The sequence below is a fragment of the Pseudomonas xionganensis genome, assembly GCF_009763245.1.
GTDB lineage: Bacteria > Pseudomonadota > Gammaproteobacteria > Pseudomonadales > Pseudomonadaceae > Aquipseudomonas > Aquipseudomonas xionganensis.
Genome location: NZ_WKJZ01000001.1, coordinates 2,167,214 through 2,186,840, shown reverse-complemented (window position 1 = coordinate 2,186,840; position 19,627 = coordinate 2,167,214). Strand labels below are relative to the sequence as shown.

15 protein-coding genes, 1 tRNA gene and 2 pseudogenes are annotated in these 19,627 nt (G+C 60.8%); 7 read left to right on the top strand and 11 right to left on the bottom strand.

What is annotated here, in order from left to right; all coding sequences use genetic code 11:
* Together GJV18_RS10220 and GJV18_RS10215 are read right to left on the bottom strand one after the other, a co-directional pair.
* Nucleotides 1-1,132 (bottom strand): retention module-containing protein (locus GJV18_RS10220; RefSeq protein ID WP_160345060.1); only part of this gene is annotated, 1,132 nt, incomplete at its 3' end.
* A 499-nt stretch (nt 1,133-1,631) separates the two neighbouring features.
* Entirely contained in the window at nt 1,632-2,747 is a 1,116-nt protein-coding gene (locus tag GJV18_RS10215) for a hypothetical protein (RefSeq protein ID WP_160345058.1), read from the bottom strand.
* Nucleotides 2,748-2,987: 240 nt separating this feature from the next.
* On the opposite strand from GJV18_RS10215, the gene GJV18_RS10210 reads away from it, so the two are divergent.
* Genes GJV18_RS10210 through GJV18_RS10200 form a run of 3 tightly spaced genes read left to right on the top strand, consistent with a single transcriptional unit; the run spans nt 2,988 to nt 7,885 of the window.
* Nucleotides 2,988-4,343, top strand: a complete 1,356-nt coding sequence (locus tag GJV18_RS10210; RefSeq protein ID WP_160345056.1) for a TolC family outer membrane protein — start codon at nt 2,988-2,990, stop codon at nt 4,341-4,343.
* A 28-nt stretch (nt 4,344-4,371) separates the two neighbouring features.
* Complete coding sequence (locus tag GJV18_RS10205) at nt 4,372-6,522, top strand: type I secretion system permease/ATPase (RefSeq protein ID WP_407692358.1); 2,151 nt, start codon at nt 4,372-4,374, stop codon at nt 6,520-6,522.
* A 10-nt stretch (nt 6,523-6,532) separates the two neighbouring features.
* The gene (locus GJV18_RS10200; protein WP_160345052.1) at nt 6,533-7,885 is read left to right on the top strand and encodes an HlyD family type I secretion periplasmic adaptor subunit; all 1,353 of its coding nucleotides are present in this window, start codon (nt 6,533-6,535) and stop codon (nt 7,883-7,885) included.
* On the opposite strand, the gene GJV18_RS10195 is transcribed toward GJV18_RS10200, so the two are convergent.
* From GJV18_RS10195 to aceK, 6 genes and pseudogenes are all read right to left on the bottom strand, one after another.
* Nucleotides 7,886-8,497, bottom strand: a complete 612-nt coding sequence (locus GJV18_RS10195; protein WP_160345050.1) for a tRNA-uridine aminocarboxypropyltransferase — start codon at nt 8,495-8,497, stop codon at nt 7,886-7,888.
* An 88-nt stretch (nt 8,498-8,585) separates the two neighbouring features.
* Nucleotides 8,586-9,554 (bottom strand): annotated as a pseudogene (locus GJV18_RS18910) (methyl-accepting chemotaxis protein); the annotation flags it as partial.
* Nucleotides 9,555-9,869: 315 nt separating this feature from the next.
* Nucleotides 9,870-10,151: pseudogene (locus GJV18_RS18905) on the bottom strand (PAS domain-containing protein); the annotation flags it as partial.
* A gap of 210 nt (nt 10,152-10,361) precedes the next feature.
* Entirely contained in the window at nt 10,362-10,499 is a 138-nt protein-coding gene (locus GJV18_RS18515; protein ID WP_178113429.1) for a PA1414 family protein, read from the bottom strand.
* Between the two features lie 227 nt (nt 10,500-10,726).
* Entirely contained in the window at nt 10,727-12,763 is a 2,037-nt protein-coding gene (locus tag GJV18_RS10185) for a TonB-dependent receptor family protein (RefSeq protein ID WP_325065249.1), read from the bottom strand.
* 5 nt (nt 12,764-12,768) lie between these two features.
* Nucleotides 12,769-14,499, bottom strand: coding sequence for a bifunctional isocitrate dehydrogenase kinase/phosphatase (gene aceK / locus GJV18_RS10180; RefSeq protein ID WP_160345047.1), 1,731 nt, complete (start codon nt 14,497-14,499; stop codon nt 12,769-12,771).
* 192 nt (nt 14,500-14,691) lie between these two features.
* Here aceK and GJV18_RS10175 point away from each other — a divergent pair, with 192 nt between their 5' ends.
* Complete coding sequence (locus tag GJV18_RS10175) at nt 14,692-15,594, top strand: DMT family transporter (RefSeq protein WP_160345045.1); 903 nt, start codon at nt 14,692-14,694, stop codon at nt 15,592-15,594.
* A 42-nt stretch (nt 15,595-15,636) separates the two neighbouring features.
* On the opposite strand, the gene GJV18_RS10170 is transcribed toward GJV18_RS10175, so the two are convergent.
* Nucleotides 15,637-16,851: a molybdopterin molybdotransferase MoeA gene (locus tag GJV18_RS10170; RefSeq protein ID WP_160345043.1), complete on the bottom strand. Its 1,215-nt coding sequence runs from the start codon at nt 16,849-16,851 to the stop codon at nt 15,637-15,639.
* Nucleotides 16,848-17,387, bottom strand: coding sequence for a molybdenum cofactor biosynthesis protein B (gene moaB / locus GJV18_RS10165; RefSeq protein ID WP_160345041.1), 540 nt, complete (start codon nt 17,385-17,387; stop codon nt 16,848-16,850). Before moaB ends, GJV18_RS10170 begins: the two co-directional genes overlap by 4 nt.
* Before the next feature lie 67 nt (nt 17,388-17,454).
* On the opposite strand from moaB, the gene mobA reads away from it, so the two are divergent.
* The 3 genes from mobA to GJV18_RS10150 all read left to right on the top strand — a co-directional run bounded on the left by mobA (nt 17,455) and on the right by GJV18_RS10150 (nt 18,516).
* A complete protein-coding gene (gene mobA, locus GJV18_RS10160) occupies nt 17,455-18,042 on the top strand; it encodes a molybdenum cofactor guanylyltransferase MobA (protein WP_160345039.1) in 588 nt (195 codons plus the stop codon).
* 65 nt (nt 18,043-18,107) lie between these two features.
* Nucleotides 18,108-18,329: a YgdI/YgdR family lipoprotein gene (locus GJV18_RS10155; protein ID WP_160345037.1), complete on the top strand. Its 222-nt coding sequence runs from the start codon at nt 18,108-18,110 to the stop codon at nt 18,327-18,329.
* Between the two features lie 110 nt (nt 18,330-18,439).
* Nucleotides 18,440-18,516 (top strand) — tRNA-Pro (locus GJV18_RS10150).
* Nucleotides 18,517-18,694: 178 nt separating this feature from the next.
* Here GJV18_RS10150 and GJV18_RS10145 read toward each other — a convergent pair.
* Nucleotides 18,695-19,579 (bottom strand): chemotaxis protein CheV, encoded by an 885-nt coding sequence (locus GJV18_RS10145; RefSeq protein WP_160345035.1) that lies wholly within the window; start codon nt 19,577-19,579, stop codon nt 18,695-18,697.
* Between the last annotated feature and the right edge of the window lie 48 nt (nt 19,580-19,627).

The window sequence follows — 19,627 nt, the reverse complement described above, 5'->3', positions numbered from 1 at the left end:
TTTGTGACCAGCCTATGGCACTGCCCAAGGCTGCAAACATCAACGGCAGTGGATTGGCCGAATCAGTGTCGCCCTGTACGCCCGCCGTTTCATCATGAATGACCGGTGCAGCTCCGCTTACCAGTTCAAGCTCAGCTGTTGGACCATCGTCATACACAACAACATCCAAGTTAACCGTTGGTGAAACATCACCATCGTTATCAAAAACTCGGATCAGGAAGCTTTCCCCCACCTGGTCAGCTGCACCAGTTGCATTATCAATATTGTGGTCCAAGGTATTGTCGGTAAGGATGTATACCCAGTTCCCCGCAGCATCAAACTGCAAGGTACCGTACTCCCCTATAACAACACCTCCCCCTTGCACATTGACCCATACCCCATCAGCACCTTGCACTTCGATACTGGAGATGCCGTCAGGAGAGTTGATCACCAATGTGCCATGGGTAAATTCGCCATCGCTGCCCGGGTTGGATCCATCAGCCAAAGCGGCCTCATCAACAACGCCTGGACCGGCCACCACCCCTGGTTGTGGCCCCTCACTACTTGGCGGACCATCAAAATAAATCACTTCGATTTCTGGGAAAAAATCCGGAACTTCGGGAGCAGGGTCATCGGGTAAAGCCGCCGGATCCGGATCAGGAAACTCCGGCCCGGTGCTCAATCCTTCGGTTGGGAAGCCTATGATCGGATCAAGCGCACCGCCCGTTTCACTCAGCAGAACAAAGGAGTGGCCGCCCCCCGCTCCACCGGCACCACCACCGGCGCCCGGACCGGCTGCGGTGGCTTCACCTTCAAGGGTCGGGTCGACGCCGGCCTCAATCGCGGCCTGCAAGCGCTCGACATCGGTCAAGTCATTATCACTGGGCGCTGCGGGTGCGGTATCGGCGGTCTGGGGTTGCGCATCGGGCCGATAGGCCAGCATCTGCTCAGTCAGGGTCAGGCTGCTGTCGCGACCAAGGGTCAGTTGCTGGCCGTTGCTCATGGCCACAGCAATTGCGCCGGCGGCACCGGTAACGATCTGCTCACCGGCAAAGACACGATCTCCTTCCACCAGCGGGCGACGCGTTCCATCGCCTGCTACCGCATAGACTTCGCCGACAACCTGACTGACGACACCAATTAAAGTAGCCATGATTCCATCCTCACTACAGCAGCCGACCCGAGCCGACATTTATGCAGATGATCAGTGCATCAAGACTTGAAGCGCTAGCCGAGGTAAGTCACATCACATGAAGCTGCCGTTACTCGACAACAATTTGACGCAACATTCTTTGATCTCGTCTGATACCTCATTTTTTTGCACTAACCGCCAATTCAAACCCAGCCCTATATATGTCAAAAACACCTGCTTGCCGGGTACTAGAACAATGGGCCGTTTTCATGGGGATACATAAGATCTTTTCCTAATAAGGGATCTAACCAATTTTTCTATAAAAATCAGAAAAGCAAGTAAATTCAATGAAATACGCAAACATCAAAACAAACAACAATAAAAGTCATAATTTTGGCGACAGTAAATAATTTCGATGCAGCGCCCAATGAAAAAAGCCAGGGCAATCCCTGGCTTGGTTTAAGGCCTAATCGCCGCGCAAAAGACTGCAACACGGCGTGCTCACACGATGGACCATCATTCAAGTAACAGCTATCGAATGCTCACTGCCGCCCAAGAGCAAAATGACCTGATCACCAGCAGATAAATTTCCAAGGGTGGCCAACGCGACAAATCCACCTGAGGTTTCCCCCATATCGACCTCCAATAGCGCTCCACTCTCAACAGCACTGATGCGTACGGCAGATTCATCAACCTGCCCACCCTGCAAACCAAGGCTGGACTCTAGCAGGGCATCAAGATCAATCCTGCCGCTAGATGTTTCGGTATGCAGAAGTAAATCATCGGCACTTAGGAACCCTAGTGCCGCCACATCGACGACATGCATGACCTGTTCAGGCCGAAATGCAGTGTCGGCTATCGCGGCGCCTGTATTGGTAAATCCATCTTCCCCTAGTAGGAAAGCCTGGTCGCCCTCAAGCAACGCAAACTCCACGCCACTAAAAGACAATGGACTACCCGCATAAGGGCCCGCGTCAATGACGTTGAGATAGGCCTCAGCACCAAGCCCGGGGTCGAGAGGGTCAATCGGCCAGCCAAAATCACTGTAGAAAAGCATGCCGGCCTTGATGAAATAGGTTTCGACCTGACCATCGAATAACTGCCCCATCACAGCTTCATACTGACGTGGGTGGAAAGAGTCCGTAACAGCGAGAGCCACCGGATAATCCAACCTGGCACCCATGATCTCGCCATTGGTTTGCTCTATCAGAAACAGCACATGATCAATGGCCTGCGGAACTGCCAGGGCATGATGAGGGTCAGGCTCCTGCTGCAAGGCAGAATACGCCTGCGACAAATCTGCAGTTTCCAGCTGTGCCGCGCGTCCCTCGGTACCACTGCCGTGGGCCAAGATCACGCGCATACCATCCGACATCAGCAACACAACAGCACCCGACTCCCCGGCGATCAGCTGCTCACCCGCCGACACCTGAGTGCCTTGGGCCAAATCCCTGCTTGCGCCCTCACTTGTCAGTGCATGGGCCTGACCGACAACAAGACTCACTTCTGCGCTTATTCCCGTCATCGCTGCACCCTCGCTCCGGCCGGTGATCAGGTAGACACTGTCTGCACGCCACGACGCCAAGCTCCACACATCGCCGCACACCAGATTTGCCTGGTTTTTACTGCGCGTCATAAAGGATCAGAACGCGCTGTTCACATCACCCGTTTGATTACCACATATCCGCCATATCACCATGCCTCCATCAAGACCATGTGCATAAGATTTTTTCTTCATAACCTGTGTAATCAACTTTTCTAAGCTACAACTAATGTTGATCACAGCCATGCAGTTGGATCCGCAGCCACGTTTACCTTTCTGATAAGCCATTATTTTGGCGACCGGACTTAGAACATCGAAAAGGAGTGTCACCAAATGCGCGCACTTAACCCTCTATGGGCCAGCATTGCCTTGGCCATGGCATGCACACAGGTGCAGGCCATGAACCTCTCGGAAGCGATTCAGAGCACCCTGGATAACCATCCCGAGGTGCATGCTGGCGTCAACAATCGACTCTCCTCCGATGAAGAGGTGAAGATCGCCAAGGGTGGCTACCTGCCCACCGTCGACCTGCTGGTGGGCTATGGCCGGGAATACACCGACAGCCCCAGCACTCGCGGAGTCGACAGTCACAATACCGAGACCCTGACCTATGGCACCTCGGAACTGCGCCTGCGGCAGATGCTGTTTGACGGATTCAATACACCTAACGAAGTGGCGCGCACCCAGGCCGTGGTGAATTCGCGCGCCTATCGTCTGCTCGGCACCTCCGAGAGCCTGGCACTGCGTACCGTGGAGGTTTACCTGGATGTCTTGATGCGCCGGGAAATGCTCGAACTGGCCCGCAATAACCTGCAGGCTCACCAACGCATCAACGACCAGATCGCCCTGCGCAGCCAGCAAGGGGTAGGCAGCACGGCCGACCTTGATCAGTCCGAAGCCCGTCTGGCCCTGGCACAGAACAACTTCTACACCGAACAGGTCAACCTGGCAGATGCCGAAGCCAATTTCTTCAGTGCCGTTGGCCGCATGCCCAGCGAATTGCAGTCACCGGCATCGGTCAAGGGCACGCTGCCGGAAACACTGGACAGCGCCCGTTCGATGGTGATGGAGAACAACCCCTTCCTGAAATCGGCACAGGCCGATGTGCATGCTGCCGAGAAGCAGTATGAAGTGGCCAAGTCACCCTTCTATCCGCGCCTGGATCTGGAGCTGGCAGCCAATGCCAATGACAACACCCAGGGTATTGGCGGCCATGACAACAGCTGGCGTGCCGCCGTGGTGATGAACTACAACCTGTTCAACGGCATGCGCGACAAGGCACGCCTGCAGGGCGCCGCGCATCAGATCAACGAGTCCATGGATATTCGCAACAACGCCCTGCGGGTACTCAACGAGAACCTTGCCCTGGCCTGGAACGCCATGGAGAACGCCAGCCAGCAGACCCCCACCGCCCGCGACTATGCCGACTACACCGCGCGAGTACGAGAGGCCTACCAGCAGCAGTTCAGCCTCGGCCAGCGCACCCTGCTCGACCTGCTGGACAGTGAAAACGAACTGTTCACCGCCAACCGGCGCTACACAGAGGTGCGCTTTCTTGAAGAGTTCTCCATGTACCGGGTGATTGCCGCCATGGGTGAGCTGCTGCGCCAACAGCAGGTCGTGGTGCCGGCCGAAGCCGTGGCCCTTAGCGAAGTGAAGAGCGAAGCGCGTCTACCCGACATGAAGTAAGTCTGAGGAGGTGTAGACCTTGACCACCATGGAGCGGCCAGGGTCATCCAGCGATCCGCGTCTGAGTCATGACGACCCGCTGCTCGATGGCCTGTTGATCCTGTGCAAGCTCCACGGCTGTTCGGCCAGTCGTGGCAGCCTGAGTGCAGGCCTACCCATGCCCGAGCAATGCCTGTCTCCCGAGCTGCTGCCCCGGGCAGCGGCCCGGGCGGGCTTGCAAGGACGTTTGCTGCGACGTGACCTTGCCAGTATTTCCCCGCTCAACCTGCCGGTACTCTTGCTCCTGAAGGATGGCCGCAGTGCGGTACTGCGTCAGTGGGGCCCCAAGAACCAGGCGCAGATTCTGCCCTGCGAGGCCGATGGCGGCGCCCAATGGGTAGCCCGTGAACAACTGGCCAGCGAATACAGCGGCCAGGCCTTCTTCGCCCGCCCCCGGCATGAACTGGAAGAAACCCGTACTCCACTCGTCCCGCGCATAGAAGCCTGGTTCCGTGACACCCTGAAACTGTCTCGCTGGCTCTACACCGACGCCCTGCTGGCCAGCCTGCTGATCAACCTGCTGGGTCTGATGGTGCCGCTGTTTGTCATGCAGACCTACGACCGCGTGGTACCCAATCAGGCCACCGCCACACTCTGGGTATTGGCCATCGGCCTGTTTCTGGCCATGGGTTTTGAGCTGCTGCTGAAGATCCTGCGCGCCCACTTGCTGGATACCGCCGGCAAGAAGACCGATGTGGTGCTGTCTGCCACCCTGTTCGAGCGCATTACCGGCATGTCGATGAAGGCGCGCCCCGCCACGGTAGGCGGCTTTGCCCAGAGCATCCATGACTTTCAGGGACTGCGCGAATTTCTCACCGCCGTCACCCTGACCAGCCTGATCGACCTGCCCTTTTCCTTCCTGATGATTGCGGTGATCTGGTTGATCGGCGATTGGCTGGTACTGATCCCCCTATTGGCGTTCCCCATCACCGCCCTGTACGCCTTCGTGATCCAGACGCGCCTGCGCAATACCGTGGAAAAGAGTCTGCAACTGGCCTCCCAGCGTCAGGCCCTGCTGATCGAAACCCTCAGCGGCCTGGAAACCCTGAAAGCCTGCAGCGCTGAAAGCGAGCGCCAGCACCAGTGGGAAAAAACCCACGGCGCCCTCACCCGCCTGGATATTCATGCCCGCTCCCTGGCGGCCATGGCCACCAACGGCACGCAGTTTTTCCAGCAGTTCGCCGGTATGGCCACCATAGTCGCCGGGGTCTACAGCATCATCGCCGGCAACCTCAGCGTTGGCGCCCTGGTGGCCTGCTACATGCTCGGCAGCCGTATTCTTGCGCCCCTGGGGCAGATCGCCGGGCTGATCACCCGCTATCAGCAAGCGCGTCTGACCATGACCAGCACCGATGCGCTGATGGCCCTGCCCCAGGAGCGCCAGCCCAAGCAGCGCCCACTGGACAGAACCCAACTGCAGGGTGCCCTGGAGCTGCGCCAGGTCACCTTCAGCTACCCGGGCCAGAGCACCCCGGCCCTGGCCAATGTCAGCCTGCGCCTGAACGCGGGTGAGCGGGTCGGCATCATCGGCCGTAACGGCTCGGGCAAGAGCACCCTGGCCCGCCTGCTGATGGCCTTCTACAGTGCCGACGAGGGGCAGATCCTGCTCGACAACATCGACCTGCGCCAACTCGATGTCGCCGATCTGCGTCACCAGATCGGCTATGTGGCCCATGACCTGCCGCTGCTGGCCGGCAGCCTGCGTGACAACCTGATGCTGGGGGCCCGCTACGTCAGCGACACACGCATGCTGGAAGTCGCGGAGATGACCGGGGTCGTCGACCTGGCCCGGCAACATCCCCAGGGCTTCGATCGGCCAGTCGGCGAACGTGGCCAGCTGCTCTCCAGCGGTCAGCGCCAGGCCGTACTGCTGGCCCGCTCCCTGCTGCTCGACCCGCCCATTCTGTTGCTCGACGAGCCCACCAGCTCAATGGACAACACCAGCGAAGATATCCTGCGTACCCGCTTGCAGGCCTGCGCCCAGGGCAAGACCCTTTTACTGATCACCCACCGCGCCTCCATGCTCAGCCTGGTCGATCGCCTGATCGTGCTGGATAACGGCCATATCGTTGCCGACGGCCCGAAAGAAGCGGTTATCGAAGCCCTGCGCAAAGGCCGGGTCGGCCCGGCGGCCGTGTAGGAGTCATGCCATGAGCCTTTCACTCGGCCAGTATTTTCGCAGCCTGCGCGAACACAAGCAGGATACCGCGTTTATGCCGGAAGTCGACGGCGCCATTCTGGAGGACTCCCCCTGGTTTACCCGGGTAACGGTCTGGGTAGTCAGCGCCTGCCTGATTACCGCTCTGTTGTGGGCCAATTTCGCCGTCCTGGAAGAAGTCACCACCGGCGAAGGCAAGGCCATTCCCTCCAGCAAGGTGCAGGTGATCCAGAACCTTGAAGGCGGTATCGTCACCGATATTTTCGTGCGCGAAGGGCAGGTGGTGGAAAAGGGTGATGTGCTGATGCGCCTGGATGACACCCGCTTTCTTTCCAATCAGGGCGAGGCCGAAGCCGATCGGCTGGCCTTGATCGCCCGTATCGAGCGCCTGACTGCCGAAGCCGAAGGCCGCTCTATCGCCATGCCGCAAGAGATTCTGAGCCAGGCACCACAGCTGGCCGAAGATGAGCTGGCCCTGTACCGCTCTCGCCAGGGACGCCTGCAAAGCGAACAGCGCACCCTGGGCGAACAGCTTCGGCAAAAGACCCAGGAGCTGGCCGAATTTCGCGCCAAGGCACAACAGTACCGCTCAAGCCTCGGCCTGGTTCAGCAAGAGTTGAACATGTCCCAGCCGCTGGTGGCCTCCGGCGCCATTTCCGAAGTGGAGATCCTCCGTCTGCGGCGCAGCATGGTGGAGCTGCGTGGCTCCCTGGATGCCACCAACCTGGCCATTCCTCGCGCCGAATCGGCCATGGCCGAGATCAAGAGCAAAATAGAGGAATCCGAGCTGGCCTTTCGCTCGGAGGCCTTCCGCGAACTCAATGATGCGCGCACGGAATTGCAGAAGATCAACGCCACCAGCGTCGCCATTCAGGATCGGGTCAGCCGCACCACCGTGGTTTCCCCCGTGCGCGGAGTGATCAAACAGCTCAAGGTCAACACCATCGGTGGCGTAGTGCAGCCCGGCAATGACATGCTGGAAATCGTGCCGCTGGACGACAGCCTGCTGATAGAAGCCAAGGTTCGCCCCCAGGACGTGGCGTTCCTGCACCCCGGACAGAAGGCCATGGTCAAGTTCAGCGCCTACGACTTCACCATCTATGGAGGCCTGAAAGCCAATCTGGAGCTGATCAGCGCCGACACCATCACCGACGAAGAAGGCAACAGCTTCTACCTGATTCAGGTGCGCACCGATAAAAGCCACCTGGGTAGCGAGGAGCATCCGCTGCTGATCATCCCCGGCATGGTGGCTACGGTGGATATCATCACCGGCGAGAAAAGCGTGCTGGACTACCTGCTCAAACCCGTACTCAAGGCTCGCTCCGAGGCCCTGCGTGAGCGTTGATCACTCCTGCAGCCGCGCGCCGTGATTACGCGCATAGGTTGAGGCGCCCATGGCCTCGATCTGCCCCTTGATCAAGGCTTCGAACGGCTGCAGCAGGGCATCGAACCTGGCTGGAGCTTCCAGCCGGTTCAGGGCCACGGTAATCGCCTCGATGGTCGATAACGCCCCAGGCTGCGGCGCCTTGCGCAAGCGATAGCGCGAGGCCAGATCGACAGGCAAGACCACACGCGGCAAGGCCGCCAGGGCGGGGTTCAGATAGAGCAGCTTGCGCGCCTTGCGCCAGGTGCCATCGGGCACCACCAACAAGGGCGGCGGCCCGGCCTCGGAACCCGCAAAGCACTCAACCGGCAGCGCACCCTCCCCCGGGAACAACAGACAGGGGCGATAACCCGGCTGTGCCAGCAGCGCCGGCAAATCGGCAAAGACCTCGCCCACCCGCAACTCGGCATTCGCCAGCCCCAGCACCGCCAAACGGGCGGTATTGAGGGCATGGGAGACTTCAGAAGGGTGCTGCAGAATCAACACCCGGGTACGACTGGAAAGATAAGGCACCAGCGCGCACAGACAGCAACTGAGCGGGCGTGTACAACGAGAGCAGATTGGCCGCGGCATAGAAACTCCTTGGCCGCCTAGTCTGCCACAGCCCTGCCCTGCTGTTGATGCCAGGTGCACATCACGCGAACGGGCGCCCTCCTGCGCTTCAGCGATTGAATCGCTCAGCCAGGCTGTGCAGATAGTCCGCCATGTTCTCCAGCGTCTGCCCCACCTGCGCGCCCTGGTGGGCCTGCTCGGCGCTCTGATCGGACAACTGGGCAATCTGGGTAATCTGCCGGCTGATGTCTTCGGCTACATGGCTCTGCTGCTCGGACGCCGCGGCGATCTGTTGACTCATGCCGGTAATGCGACTGACCGCTTCGCTGATGCCGTCCAGTGCCGTTCGTACGGCCTCGACACTCTCCACACTCTGCCTGGAAATCGTCTCGCCCTTGCCGGCCGTAGCCACTGCCCGCTCAGCCCCGGCACGCAGTGAGGCGATGATCTGATGGATCTGCTCGGTGGACTCACGGGTGCGCGAGGCCAGAGAACGCACCTCATCGGCTACCACAGCAAAACCTCTGCCCTGCTCCCCGGCCCGGGCTGCCTCAATGGCCGCATTCAACGCCAGCAGATTGGTCTGCTCGGCGATGGCGGTAATCACATCGGCCACGCTGCCGATGGTCTGGGTCGAGTTGGCCAGATCGCCCACGGCCTGGCCGATATCCACCACCGCCTTGGCCATCTGCTGCATGGAGTCCAGGCTGCCCACAGCCAGCTGTTGCCCATCGCGCGCCAGGCGATCGGCCTCCTCGGCCGCATGGGAGGTGTTCTGCACGTTATGGGTGACTTCCTGAATGGTTGCGGCCATCTGGTTGATGGCCGTGGCGGACTGGTCGGTTTCGCTGCGCTGGCGGTCGAGAATGGTGGCCGTGGAGCGGGACAACTCGGCGGACTGCTCGGCTGCCTGCTTGACATTGACACCGGCATCCTCCAGGCGCGTCAGGGCGGTCTGCAAGCGCGCCTCCTCGCTGATCATGGCCATGTCCAGCAAGGCCTGGGCACCCCGGCTGTCGGTATAGGTCAGGGCGACCAGGGCGCTGGTAAAGGCCTTGGGGTGCTCGGCCAGGGTCGAACGGATCAGCCTGCTCTTGGCATACAGCTGGAAGGCCCCCAGGCCGATCATCACGACGACGATAAAGCCCCACAGCCATGGCCCGCTAAATACAAAGTGTCCTGCAAGAATCACCAGAGCAGCCAGGATCAACGGCCAGGATTGCTGAAAACCCAGGGTCCACTCTTCAATCTTGGGCACCGGCGGTTTGCCTTCGCGCAAGCGGGCATAGAGTTTTTCGGCGCGCTTCTTCTGCGCCTCGCTGGGCAGCGAGCGGACCGATTCGTAGCCCGCTACCTGGCCGTTTTCATAGATGGGGGTGACATAGGCGCTGACCCAGTAGAAGTCGCCATTCTTTGAGCGGTTCTTGACGATGCCCATCCAGGGTTTGCCCTGTTTGATGGTGTCCCACATATGGCCGAATACACTCGGCGGCATATCCGGATGGCGCACCAGGTTATGGGGCTGACCGATCAGCTCGTCGCGGGTAAAGCCACTGATCTTGACGAATGCATCGTTGCAGTAGGTGATCTTGCTGTGCAGGTCGGTGGTGGAAATCAACCTTTCATGCTCGGGAAAGGTTCTTTCGTTCTGGGTAACTGGAAGATTCTGGCGCATCAATGCATTCCTTGTGGCTGTCAACCAACTTGGATAAACGTCCCATTTAAATGTGTAGCACAGCTTTTATGCCCCACAACAATAAGCTGCTAAATGCAAGGCAAGCTATCGGGAAAAACACTGAATCTTGATTTAAATCAAGAACTGCCTGCGCACCAAAGAACCGGGGCCGCATATGGCGGCCCCGACAGCGTTGCACAGTGGTGGTAATCAGTCTTTGCGCGGCCTGCTTGGCGGAGCGGGACGGTTCTGGCCGTCACGTACCGGCACCGGATGCAGCTTGGGCCGGTCCAGCAGCCCCAGGGCCGCCAGCAGGTCCTGAATGAGGTTTTGCAAAATGGCGTTCATGGCACAACCTCCCGATAGGGGCTTTGGACAGGCGCATGCACGCCCCTATTGAGCCTAGCGCAAAAAATGCCTGGCAACGCTGTACGGGAGGGAGATGGCGCAACTGCTGAAACCAGGCCAACGGCAGAGTCGTCCTTCAGCCGAGCACTGCCAGCCAGAGCATGACGCACAGGAGGCGGGCGTTTGCAGCCCCAGTGGCGCCAGGCAGCGGCGGCCTTCCCTCACATCTAGAAAGCCGCTCGCAAACCGATATAGACCGTGCGCCCCGGTCCTGGCTCGAAAAAGCGTCCGCCAGCGGCGTTGATTCGCACATTGTCGAAATAGGTGCGATCCAGCAGGTTGTCGATGCCGATATGGGGCTCCAGGCTCTGTTCATTCAGCTGCAGGCGCTTGCCCAGACGCAGGCCGATCAGCGCCTGGCCGGCCACATCGACCTGATTGGCATCATCGGCGTAGAACCGATCCCGCGCAGTCAGGTTAAGACTGAGGTAGGTGCCCGCGCGCTCGTAATTCAATTCGCCAAACAGCTGTTGCCCGGGGATGCCGGGAATGCGCCTGCCGGCAAAGTCATCGTCACCACTGCGATACTCGACAAAGCGGTAACGGTTATAGCTGTAGGCCAGATAGGCGCGCCAGTGCGGGTTGAGCCGCCAGTCCAGGCTCAGCTCCAGGCCATCACGGCGCGACTGCCCGGCATTGCGGTAAAAGCTGCGGCCATCCTGGCCATCTACCTGGAAGCCGATCAGCTCATCTTCCAGCTCGATGCGATACAGCGCCAACTCGCTGCGCAGATCGCTCCACTCGCCCTTCCAGCCCAGCTCGCGGCTCAGGGCCCGGGCCGGCAGCAGACCGGGGTTAAAGCCGCCGCCGTTGGGATTGGCCAGTTCATTGATAGTCGGCGTTTCGAACGATGTGGCGATACGACCATAGAGCGATTGCTCAGGGCTGAGGCGATAGCTTATGCCCAGGCCATGGTTCCAGTCGGTCAGGGTGCGGCTGCCGGAGTCGTCACGCTTATCACTGAGAAAGCTGTCATCCACCGCCAGGCGCACGCGGTCATGGCGCAGGCCCAGATTAAGCTGCCAGCGTTCGCCCAGCTGGATTTCATCTTCGATAAACAGGCCCTGGCTGTCGGCCTGCTCTTCCTGATCCATGCGCAGCGAACCGCGCACGCCCAACAGGTTGTCATGGCGCTGGCGCTGATCGCGCTGGCTTTCCAGGTCGAAGCCGAAGGTGAGCTTATGTGTCAGGCCAGACAGCTGGCGGTGGTGACTGTACTGACCACCGACACCGGCAAACTGGCGCTCGAAACTGCTCTGCCCGCCCCGCTCAAAGGCCAGCCGATTGGCAAAATCGCGCTGACCCAGGTAAATGCGTAGCTGGTAGCGATCAGGCCCATGGCCATAACCATCCCAGACCAGGGCCAGGCGCTGCTGACGGATCGTCTCGTCGCTGTCGAACCGCAGGTTGTTCGGTGCAGCCTGACGACGGTCAGCGGCTACTTCAGCGGCGGTCAGGCCGCCCGGGTCTTCGGCGCGGTTATCGATGGCGTTAACGCTCAGGCCCAGGCGACCGGCTGCGCTATACCAACGCAACTTGCCGGTCAGGCTGTTGGTTTCTGCGCGGCCGTGACGGCGGTAGCCATCCAGCTGAGTGTGGTTATAGGCCAATAGCGCGGAAACCTGCCGCAGACCACCGCCGATCTCCGCTCGCACCTGCTCATAACCCAGTCCGCCAGCGCCAGTCTCCAACCGGGCATAGGGCACGGTCGGTGGCTCGCGGGTTTCGATGGCCAGGACACCGCCGGCGGCATTGCCATAAAGCACCGAAGCCGGCCCGCGCAGCACTTCCATGCGCTCGACCAAGCCCAGATACAGGCCATCCAGTTCGGTCTGGCCATCGGGCATGGTCAGCGGCACACCATCGACCAGCACCCGCAGGCCGCGCACGCCGAAATTGCCCCGGGCACCAAAGCCGCGCAAGGCCGGGCGCAAACCCTGGGCCAGGTTGTAACGGTTCTGGGTAAAGGCCCCAGGCACCGGTGCCAGCAGGCTGTCCAGGGCCAGGCCTTGTTCGGCGGGTCGCTGCTGGGCCTGCACCACAGTCACCGCCGTGGGCGCACTGAGCCAGCGACTGGTAGAACGCGGCGCGGTGATCAGCAGGGGCGCAGCCTCTGCCACCACCTCTTGCGCCGCGGCCCCGCTCGAAGCGCAGCCCAGCCAACCCAGCAGACTGCTCAGGCCCAGACTCAGCGTCCTGTTCACCCGCCTCAATACTCCTTGTCGGCCTGTTCCTTGCGCCGGTAGGGGAAGACATCGATCACCTTGCCCGCGCGGATCGCCTCCTGCAGGCCCTTCCAGTAGTCGGCGTCGTACAGATCGCCATGCAGCTCGCTGAACAGCTTGCGCAGCTTGATATCGGCAAACAGGAAAGGCGGGAACTCCTCGGGGAATACATCCAGCGGCGCTACCGAATACCAGGGCTCGGAGGCCATTTCGTCCTCGGGGTAGCGCGGCGGCGGAATACGCCGGAATTTGGCCTCGGTGAGAAAGCAGATCTCGTCGTAGTCATAGAACACCACCCGGCCATGGCGGGTGACACCAAAGTTCTTCAGCAGCATATCGCCGGGGAAGATATTGGCCGCCGCCAGCTGCTTGATCGCCAGCCCGTAATCGTCCAGGGCCTCGCGCACCTGGGCTTCGCTGGCACTTTCCACATAGAGGTTGAGCGGGGTCATGCGCCGCTCGGTCCAGCAGTGGCGCACCAGCACCGTATCACCCTCCACCTCGACGGTAGAGGGTGCCACCTCCAGCAACTCGGCCAGGCATTCTGGCTCGAACTTGCTCAATGGGAAGCGAAAGTCGGCGAACTCCTGGGTATCGGCCATACGCCCGACCCGGTCGACGGTCTTCACCAGGCGGTACTTCTCGATCACCGTGGCACGGTCGACGTTCTTCGACGGCGAGAAGCGGTCCTTGATGATCTTGAACACGGTGTTGAAGCCCGGCAGGGTAAATACGCTCATCACCATGCCACGCACCCCCGGCGCCATGATGAACTTGTCATCGGTGGTGGCCAGGTGGTTGATCAGCGAGCGATAGAACTCCGACTTGCCGTGCTTGTAGAAGCCGATGGAGGTATACAGCTCGGCGATATGCTTGCCCGGCAGGATGCGCTTGAGGAAGCCGACAAACTCCGCCGGGTAGCCGACCCGCACCATGAAATAGGAGCGGGTGAAGGAGAAGATGATCGACACTTCCGCCTCATCGGTGATCAGCGCATCGATCTGGATGCCCTGCCCCTCGCGGTGCAGCAGCGGGATCACCAGGGGCCACTGTTCATCACGGGTGTAGATGCGCCCCACCAGGTAGGCGCCCTTGTTGCGATACAGGCGCGAGGCGAACAGTTCGATACGCAGTTCCGGGTCCTTGCATACCCAGTCCGGCAGGTTGGCATTGAGTTGCACCAGCAACCTGGCCAGGTCCCGCTGCAGATCTTCATAGCCGACCTCGAAGCTGAAGTCGGCAAACACCTGGCGCAGGGCCTGTTCCATATTGCCCCTGGGCTCATACACCCGGGTCTGCGGCGCCCGCTCGTTGACCCGCAGGGCCGGGCGGGTGGTGTGGATAAACATGCAGCCGTCGTTGATCTGATCGTGACTGAACAGGCTGCAGAAAATCGAGTTGAACCAGGTTTCTGCCAGTTCATCGTCGTAGCGCAGGTCGATCAGGCCGATATAGGCCGACTTGACCAGCGGCCACTGTTCCACTTCCAGCAACACCTCCTCGGCATAGGCCCCGCGCAGACGCTCACTGACTTCACTGACAAATTCCTCGTACAGGGCGATGCGCGCGGCCGAGGCCTGCTGGATCTCCTGCCACTGGGCCTGCTCGAAGCGCACCCGGGCGCCATTGGTAATCTCGCGGAACTGTTCACGGTAGTCGTCGAACCCGTCGAGGATAAGTTGGGCGATCGCGGCGGCAGGCCATTGCTGTGGCATAAACGAACCCTTAGTAGGAAACACGGATAATGCGCCGAGCTTATCCAGTGGCGGCGGCAAGTAAAAGCCGGCAATCATCGTTGCCGGTGTTAATCCGCTGCGATGTCGTTATTTGCCGGCGTGTTTTGCCCTTGCCACGGCAGATGCGCCCGGCAACACTGCCCTCCCCCGATTACTGCCCTGGAGTGCGTCGTGCGTCTGGCCGACTTGTTGCGTCTGTTATTACTGGCCTCCATCTGGGGCGCCAGTTTTCTGTTTATGCGTATTGCTGCGCCTATGCTGGGCAGCATGCCCACCGCCTTCTTCCGTGCAAGCTTAGGCATGCTCGGCCTGCTGGCCCTGTTGATGGCGCTGCGCCTGCGCTGGGATTTTCGCGGCAAGCTCAAGGCCTGCCTGATGCTCGGAGTGATCAACGCCGGGCTGCCCTCGGCCATGTATTGCCTGGCGGCGCTGGTCTTGCCGGCGGGCTATTCAGCCATCTTCAACGCCACCACACCGATGATGGGCGTGCTGATCGGCATGCTGTTCTTCGCCGAGGCCCTGACCCTGAGCAAGGCAGCTGGTGTCGCCATCGGCCTGTTTGGCGTGGCAGTTTTGACCCGCACCGGCCCGGTCGAGTTTGACCTGGACCTGCTGCTGGGTGCGGCGGCCTGTCTGGTGGCCACCACCTGTTATGGTTTCGCCGGTTTCCTGACCCGGCGCTGGATTGGCCAGCAGGGTGGCCTGGATAACCGCCTGACCGCCTTTGCCAGCCTGTGCGGGGCCAGCCTGTTTCTGTTGCCGTTCTTTATTGGCAGCCTGGCTGTACAACCGCCGGCCAGTTGGGGCGGTTTGGAAGTCTGGCTGTCCCTGGCCGGCCTGGGTTTTGTCTGCACCGCGTTTGCCTATGTGCTGTATTTCCGCCTGCTGGCCGATATCGGCCCAATCAAGGCCAGCACCACCACCTTTCTGATCCCGCCCTTTGGCGTGCTCTGGGGCGCCCTGCTGCTGGGCGAGCCGCTGTCCTGGGCCTATCTGTACGGCGGCCTGCTGATCGCCCTGGCGCTTTGGCTGGTGGTGCGGCCCAGCGCCGCCAGCGCGTACAAAGGTGGATGAGGCTCTTTTCATCCACCACAAGGGCACAGCAAGCGCACCGACCTACCCAAGAATTTCGCTCAACGGAATAAACCGCAGGCTGTCACCCTCGGCCAAGGTGGTATTTTCCAGCACCTCGGCAAATCCCTCGGCCCAGGCCGCGCTGCGCAGCACTCCGGAGCTCTGGTTCGGGTAAGGCACCACCCGGCCGTTTTCAATACGCGCGCGCAGGTATTCGCGGCGTTTTCCGGCCTTGTTCCAAGCGAAGCCCGCCGGCATCGGAAAGCCCAGCGGTTCAACCCGCTGCACGCCCAGGCGGCGCAGCAGGTAAGGCCGCGCCAGCAGGCCAAAGGTCACCAGGGTCGAGGCTGGATTGCCCGGCAAACCGATCACCGGCACGCCGCGAAACTGTCCGCAGGTCAGCGGCTTGCCCGGCTTGATCGCCAGCTTCCACAGTGCCAACTCGCCTTCTTCGCGCAGGGCCATACCGAGGAAATCCGCCTCGCCCACCGACACGCCGCCGGTGGAGAGAATCAGGTCAACATCACTCAGCGCTGCCAGTGCCGCGCGGGTCTTTTCAAGGTCATCGAGCAGAATGCCGCCATCCACCACCTCACAGCCCAGACGCTGCAGCCAGGCGATCAACACGCGGCGGTTACTGTTGTAGATCTGCCCGGGCCCCAGGGGCTGGCCCGGTTCCACCAGCTCATCGCCGGTGGACAGCACGGCCACACGCGGCCGCCGGTGCACACTCAATTCGGCGCAGCCAAGCGAAGCGGCCAGGCCCAGTTCGATCGGGCCCAGACGGGTACCGGCCGGCAATACGCTATCGCCGCTACGGGTTTCCTGGCCCTGAGCGCGCACGTTCTGCCCGAGCTTGAGCGGCTCGCTAAAGGCAACGCGGCCATCCTCGTCGCGCACGGCGTTTTCCTGCATTTCCACGGTATCGGCGCCGGCTGGCAAGGGCGCGCCGGTAAAGATCCGCGCACAGGTACCTGGCTGTAACGGCTGCGGCGCACTGCCGGCCTGGATACGCTGACTGACGACCAGCGGCTCGCCATTCCAATCGGCCAGACGCAGGGCGTAGCCGTCCATGGCGCTGTTGTCCCAGGGCGGCAGATCAAGCTGAGCAAGCAACGGCGCGGCCAATACCCGACCGGCAGCCTCACTCAAACTGACAGCCTCGGTTTCAACAATGGCACTGGCATCGGCCTGGGCCAGCAAGCGCGCCAACGCCGCCTCGACCGGCATCAGCCCGGGCTGGTCACAACTGCTCATCCACGGCTCTCGCAGGCGGCCACCGCTTTCAGATGCGGCACGAAATTGCAGGGGCGATGACGGTTATCCAGTTGCTCACCGAGGATGCCATCCCAGGCTGTGCGACAGGCGTTGGTCGAGCCTGGCAGGCAGCACACCAGCGTGCCATTTGATAGTCCCGCCAAGGCGCGGGATTGAATGGTCGAGGTACCGATATCAGGCACAGAAATCTGCCGGAACAGCTCACCAAAACCATCGACCTGCTTGTCCAGCAAACAGCTCACCGCCTCCGGCGTGCTGTCGCGGCCGGTAAAGCCGGTGCCGCCGGTAATCAGCACCACTTGCACCTGGTCTTCGGCAATCCAGGTGGCGACCTGGGCGCGAATCTTGTACAGATCGTCCTTGAGCAAAACCCGGGCGGCGAGCTGATGACCGGCGGCCTGCAGACGATCGACAAACAGCTGACCGGAGGTGTCGGTGTCCAGGCTGCGGGTGTCGCTGACGGTCAGCACGGCAATATTCAGGGGCACAAAGGGTGCGTCGGCCTTGTGGCTCATGGCAGGCTTCCAGTTATGATTGAAATTGCCCGCCGTTATATCACAGGCCCGTCTATGGAGGCTTTGCATGCCCACTCACCCTGCCCTACCGACCTGCTCTGTATTGATTCTGGCGGGTGGTCGTGGACAAAGAATGGGTGGCGCCGACAAGGGCCTGCTCGACTGGCAAGGCCGTCCACTGATTGCCTGGCTGCATGAGCTGGTGCGCCCCCTGAGCGATGACCTGATCATCTCCTGCAACCGCAACGCCGATCGTTATGCGCCCTATGCCGACCGCCTGGTCAATGATGGCGATCAGGATTTCCAGGGGCCCCTGGCCGGTATCCGCGCGGGCCTCAAGGCCGCCCGCCACCCTTGGCTGCTGGTACTGCCCTGCGATGCACCACGACTTGATCGACCGTTGCTGCAGGCGTTGCTGGCAGAGGCCGGAGACAAACCTGCGGTACTGCGCCAGGGTGATTATCTCGAACCGCTGTTCAGCCTGATTCCAACCCAGCTAGCGTCGCAACTGGAGCAAGCCTGGCAAACCGGCGAGCGCAGCCCGCAACGCTGGCTGCGTAACCTCGCGATACGGCCAGTGGACTGCTGCCCGGGCGATCCGCGCCTGGCCAATCTCAATACCCCCGAACTACTGACACAAACCCACCTAACGTGAGGGAACTTGCGCGACATGCGTCCATCTGAGGCAAAGTAGTCGCAGCAATAACCAAGGAGATATCCATGCTACAGCGCCCCCTGCTCACCACCTTGCTGGCCCTCAGCCTGGCTACACTCGCCGGTTGCGCCACCCCGTCGGTTATCACCCTGACCGACGGCCGCGAGATCCAGACCCAGGACTTGCCGCAGTTCGATGAAGAGTCCGGTTTCTATCAGTTTGAACAGATCGACGGCCGTCGGGCCAAGGTCAACAAGGATCAGGTTGAGAGCATCCGCGAACTCTGAGCTCTTGGCTGTCACGCAGAGGTAAAGCAATCGAGGGCCCCGACTGCGCGCTAAAAAATTTGGCCTAACCCCTTGTGCTGCAAAACTTTTTCAGTACAATTCGCTGTTATCGGAGTGTAGCGCAGCTTGGTAGCGCGTCTCGTTCGGGACGAGAAGGTCGCAGGTTCGAATCCTGTCTCTCCGACCAAATCCCGGCTCTGGTCAAAAGCCAAGCCCACAAGAAAGCCCGCCTAATCGCGGGCTTTTTTGTGCCTGCCATTTATGCTGAGCAGGCTGCAGACGATCGTTGAGTGGCGCAATCGCTACTGACGATTGTCTATCGCCTGCCCCCTGACAGCCAATCTTCGCGGTGTGCCTGAAGGCTTTCAGCCCAGGGACTCAAAAGCCCGCACCAAGGCCTTGCTCAGATCCACCGTGGAAAACTTGGTCAGCACATCGTTAGCCCCCACCGCCTGGGCCTTTTCGGTATTCATGGTGCTGTCGAGCGAGGTGTGCAGTAAAACATAGGTCTGGCCGATTTCAGCATCCTTGCGAATGGTGCGCACCAGGTCGTAGCCATCCATCTCCGGCATCTCGATATCGGATACCAACACCTCAATCGGGCGTCCCAGCGCATGCTCGGCCTTCAGGCGCTCCAGTGCGGCGGCAGCACTGCGTACGGTCTGGCAGTCCAGCTCCAGCTTGTTCAGGGTCAGCTGGGTCTGATGCAGCGCCACGTGGGAATCATCCACCACCAGCACCCGACGGCCCTTGAGCAACTGGCGCTCATGCTCGGTGAGCAGGTTGTCATCCAACTCCTCGGGGAATGCCGGAGCGAGTTCATGCAGCACCTTCTCGATATCGAGAATCTGCACGATCTTGCCGTCGATCTGGGTCACCCCGGTGATAAACGCCTTGCCGCCGGAACCGGCAGGCGGCGGACGCACATCACGAGTGGAACACTGAACGATGCGCTCCACACTCTGCACATGCAGCCCCTGACGTGAGCGACTCAGTTCGGTGACGATCAGACAGCCCTCACGGCTGTCACTCCCCCCCTGCTCGCCAATGGCCCGAGCCAGGTCGATCACCGTCAGTGCCGAGCCCCGCAGGGTGGCCACGCCGAGTACATGGGGATGGCGACTGGGCAGTTTGGTCAGTGCCGGGCAGGGAATGATCTCCTGAACCTTGAGCAGGTTGATTCCCAGCAACCGACCACTGTGCAGGCGAAACAGCAGCAGTGAAAGTGCATCCCCCATTACCATAGCCATGGCAAGCATTCCTTAGCGTGATCTGTTGTTTCAGTCTATGCGATCAGC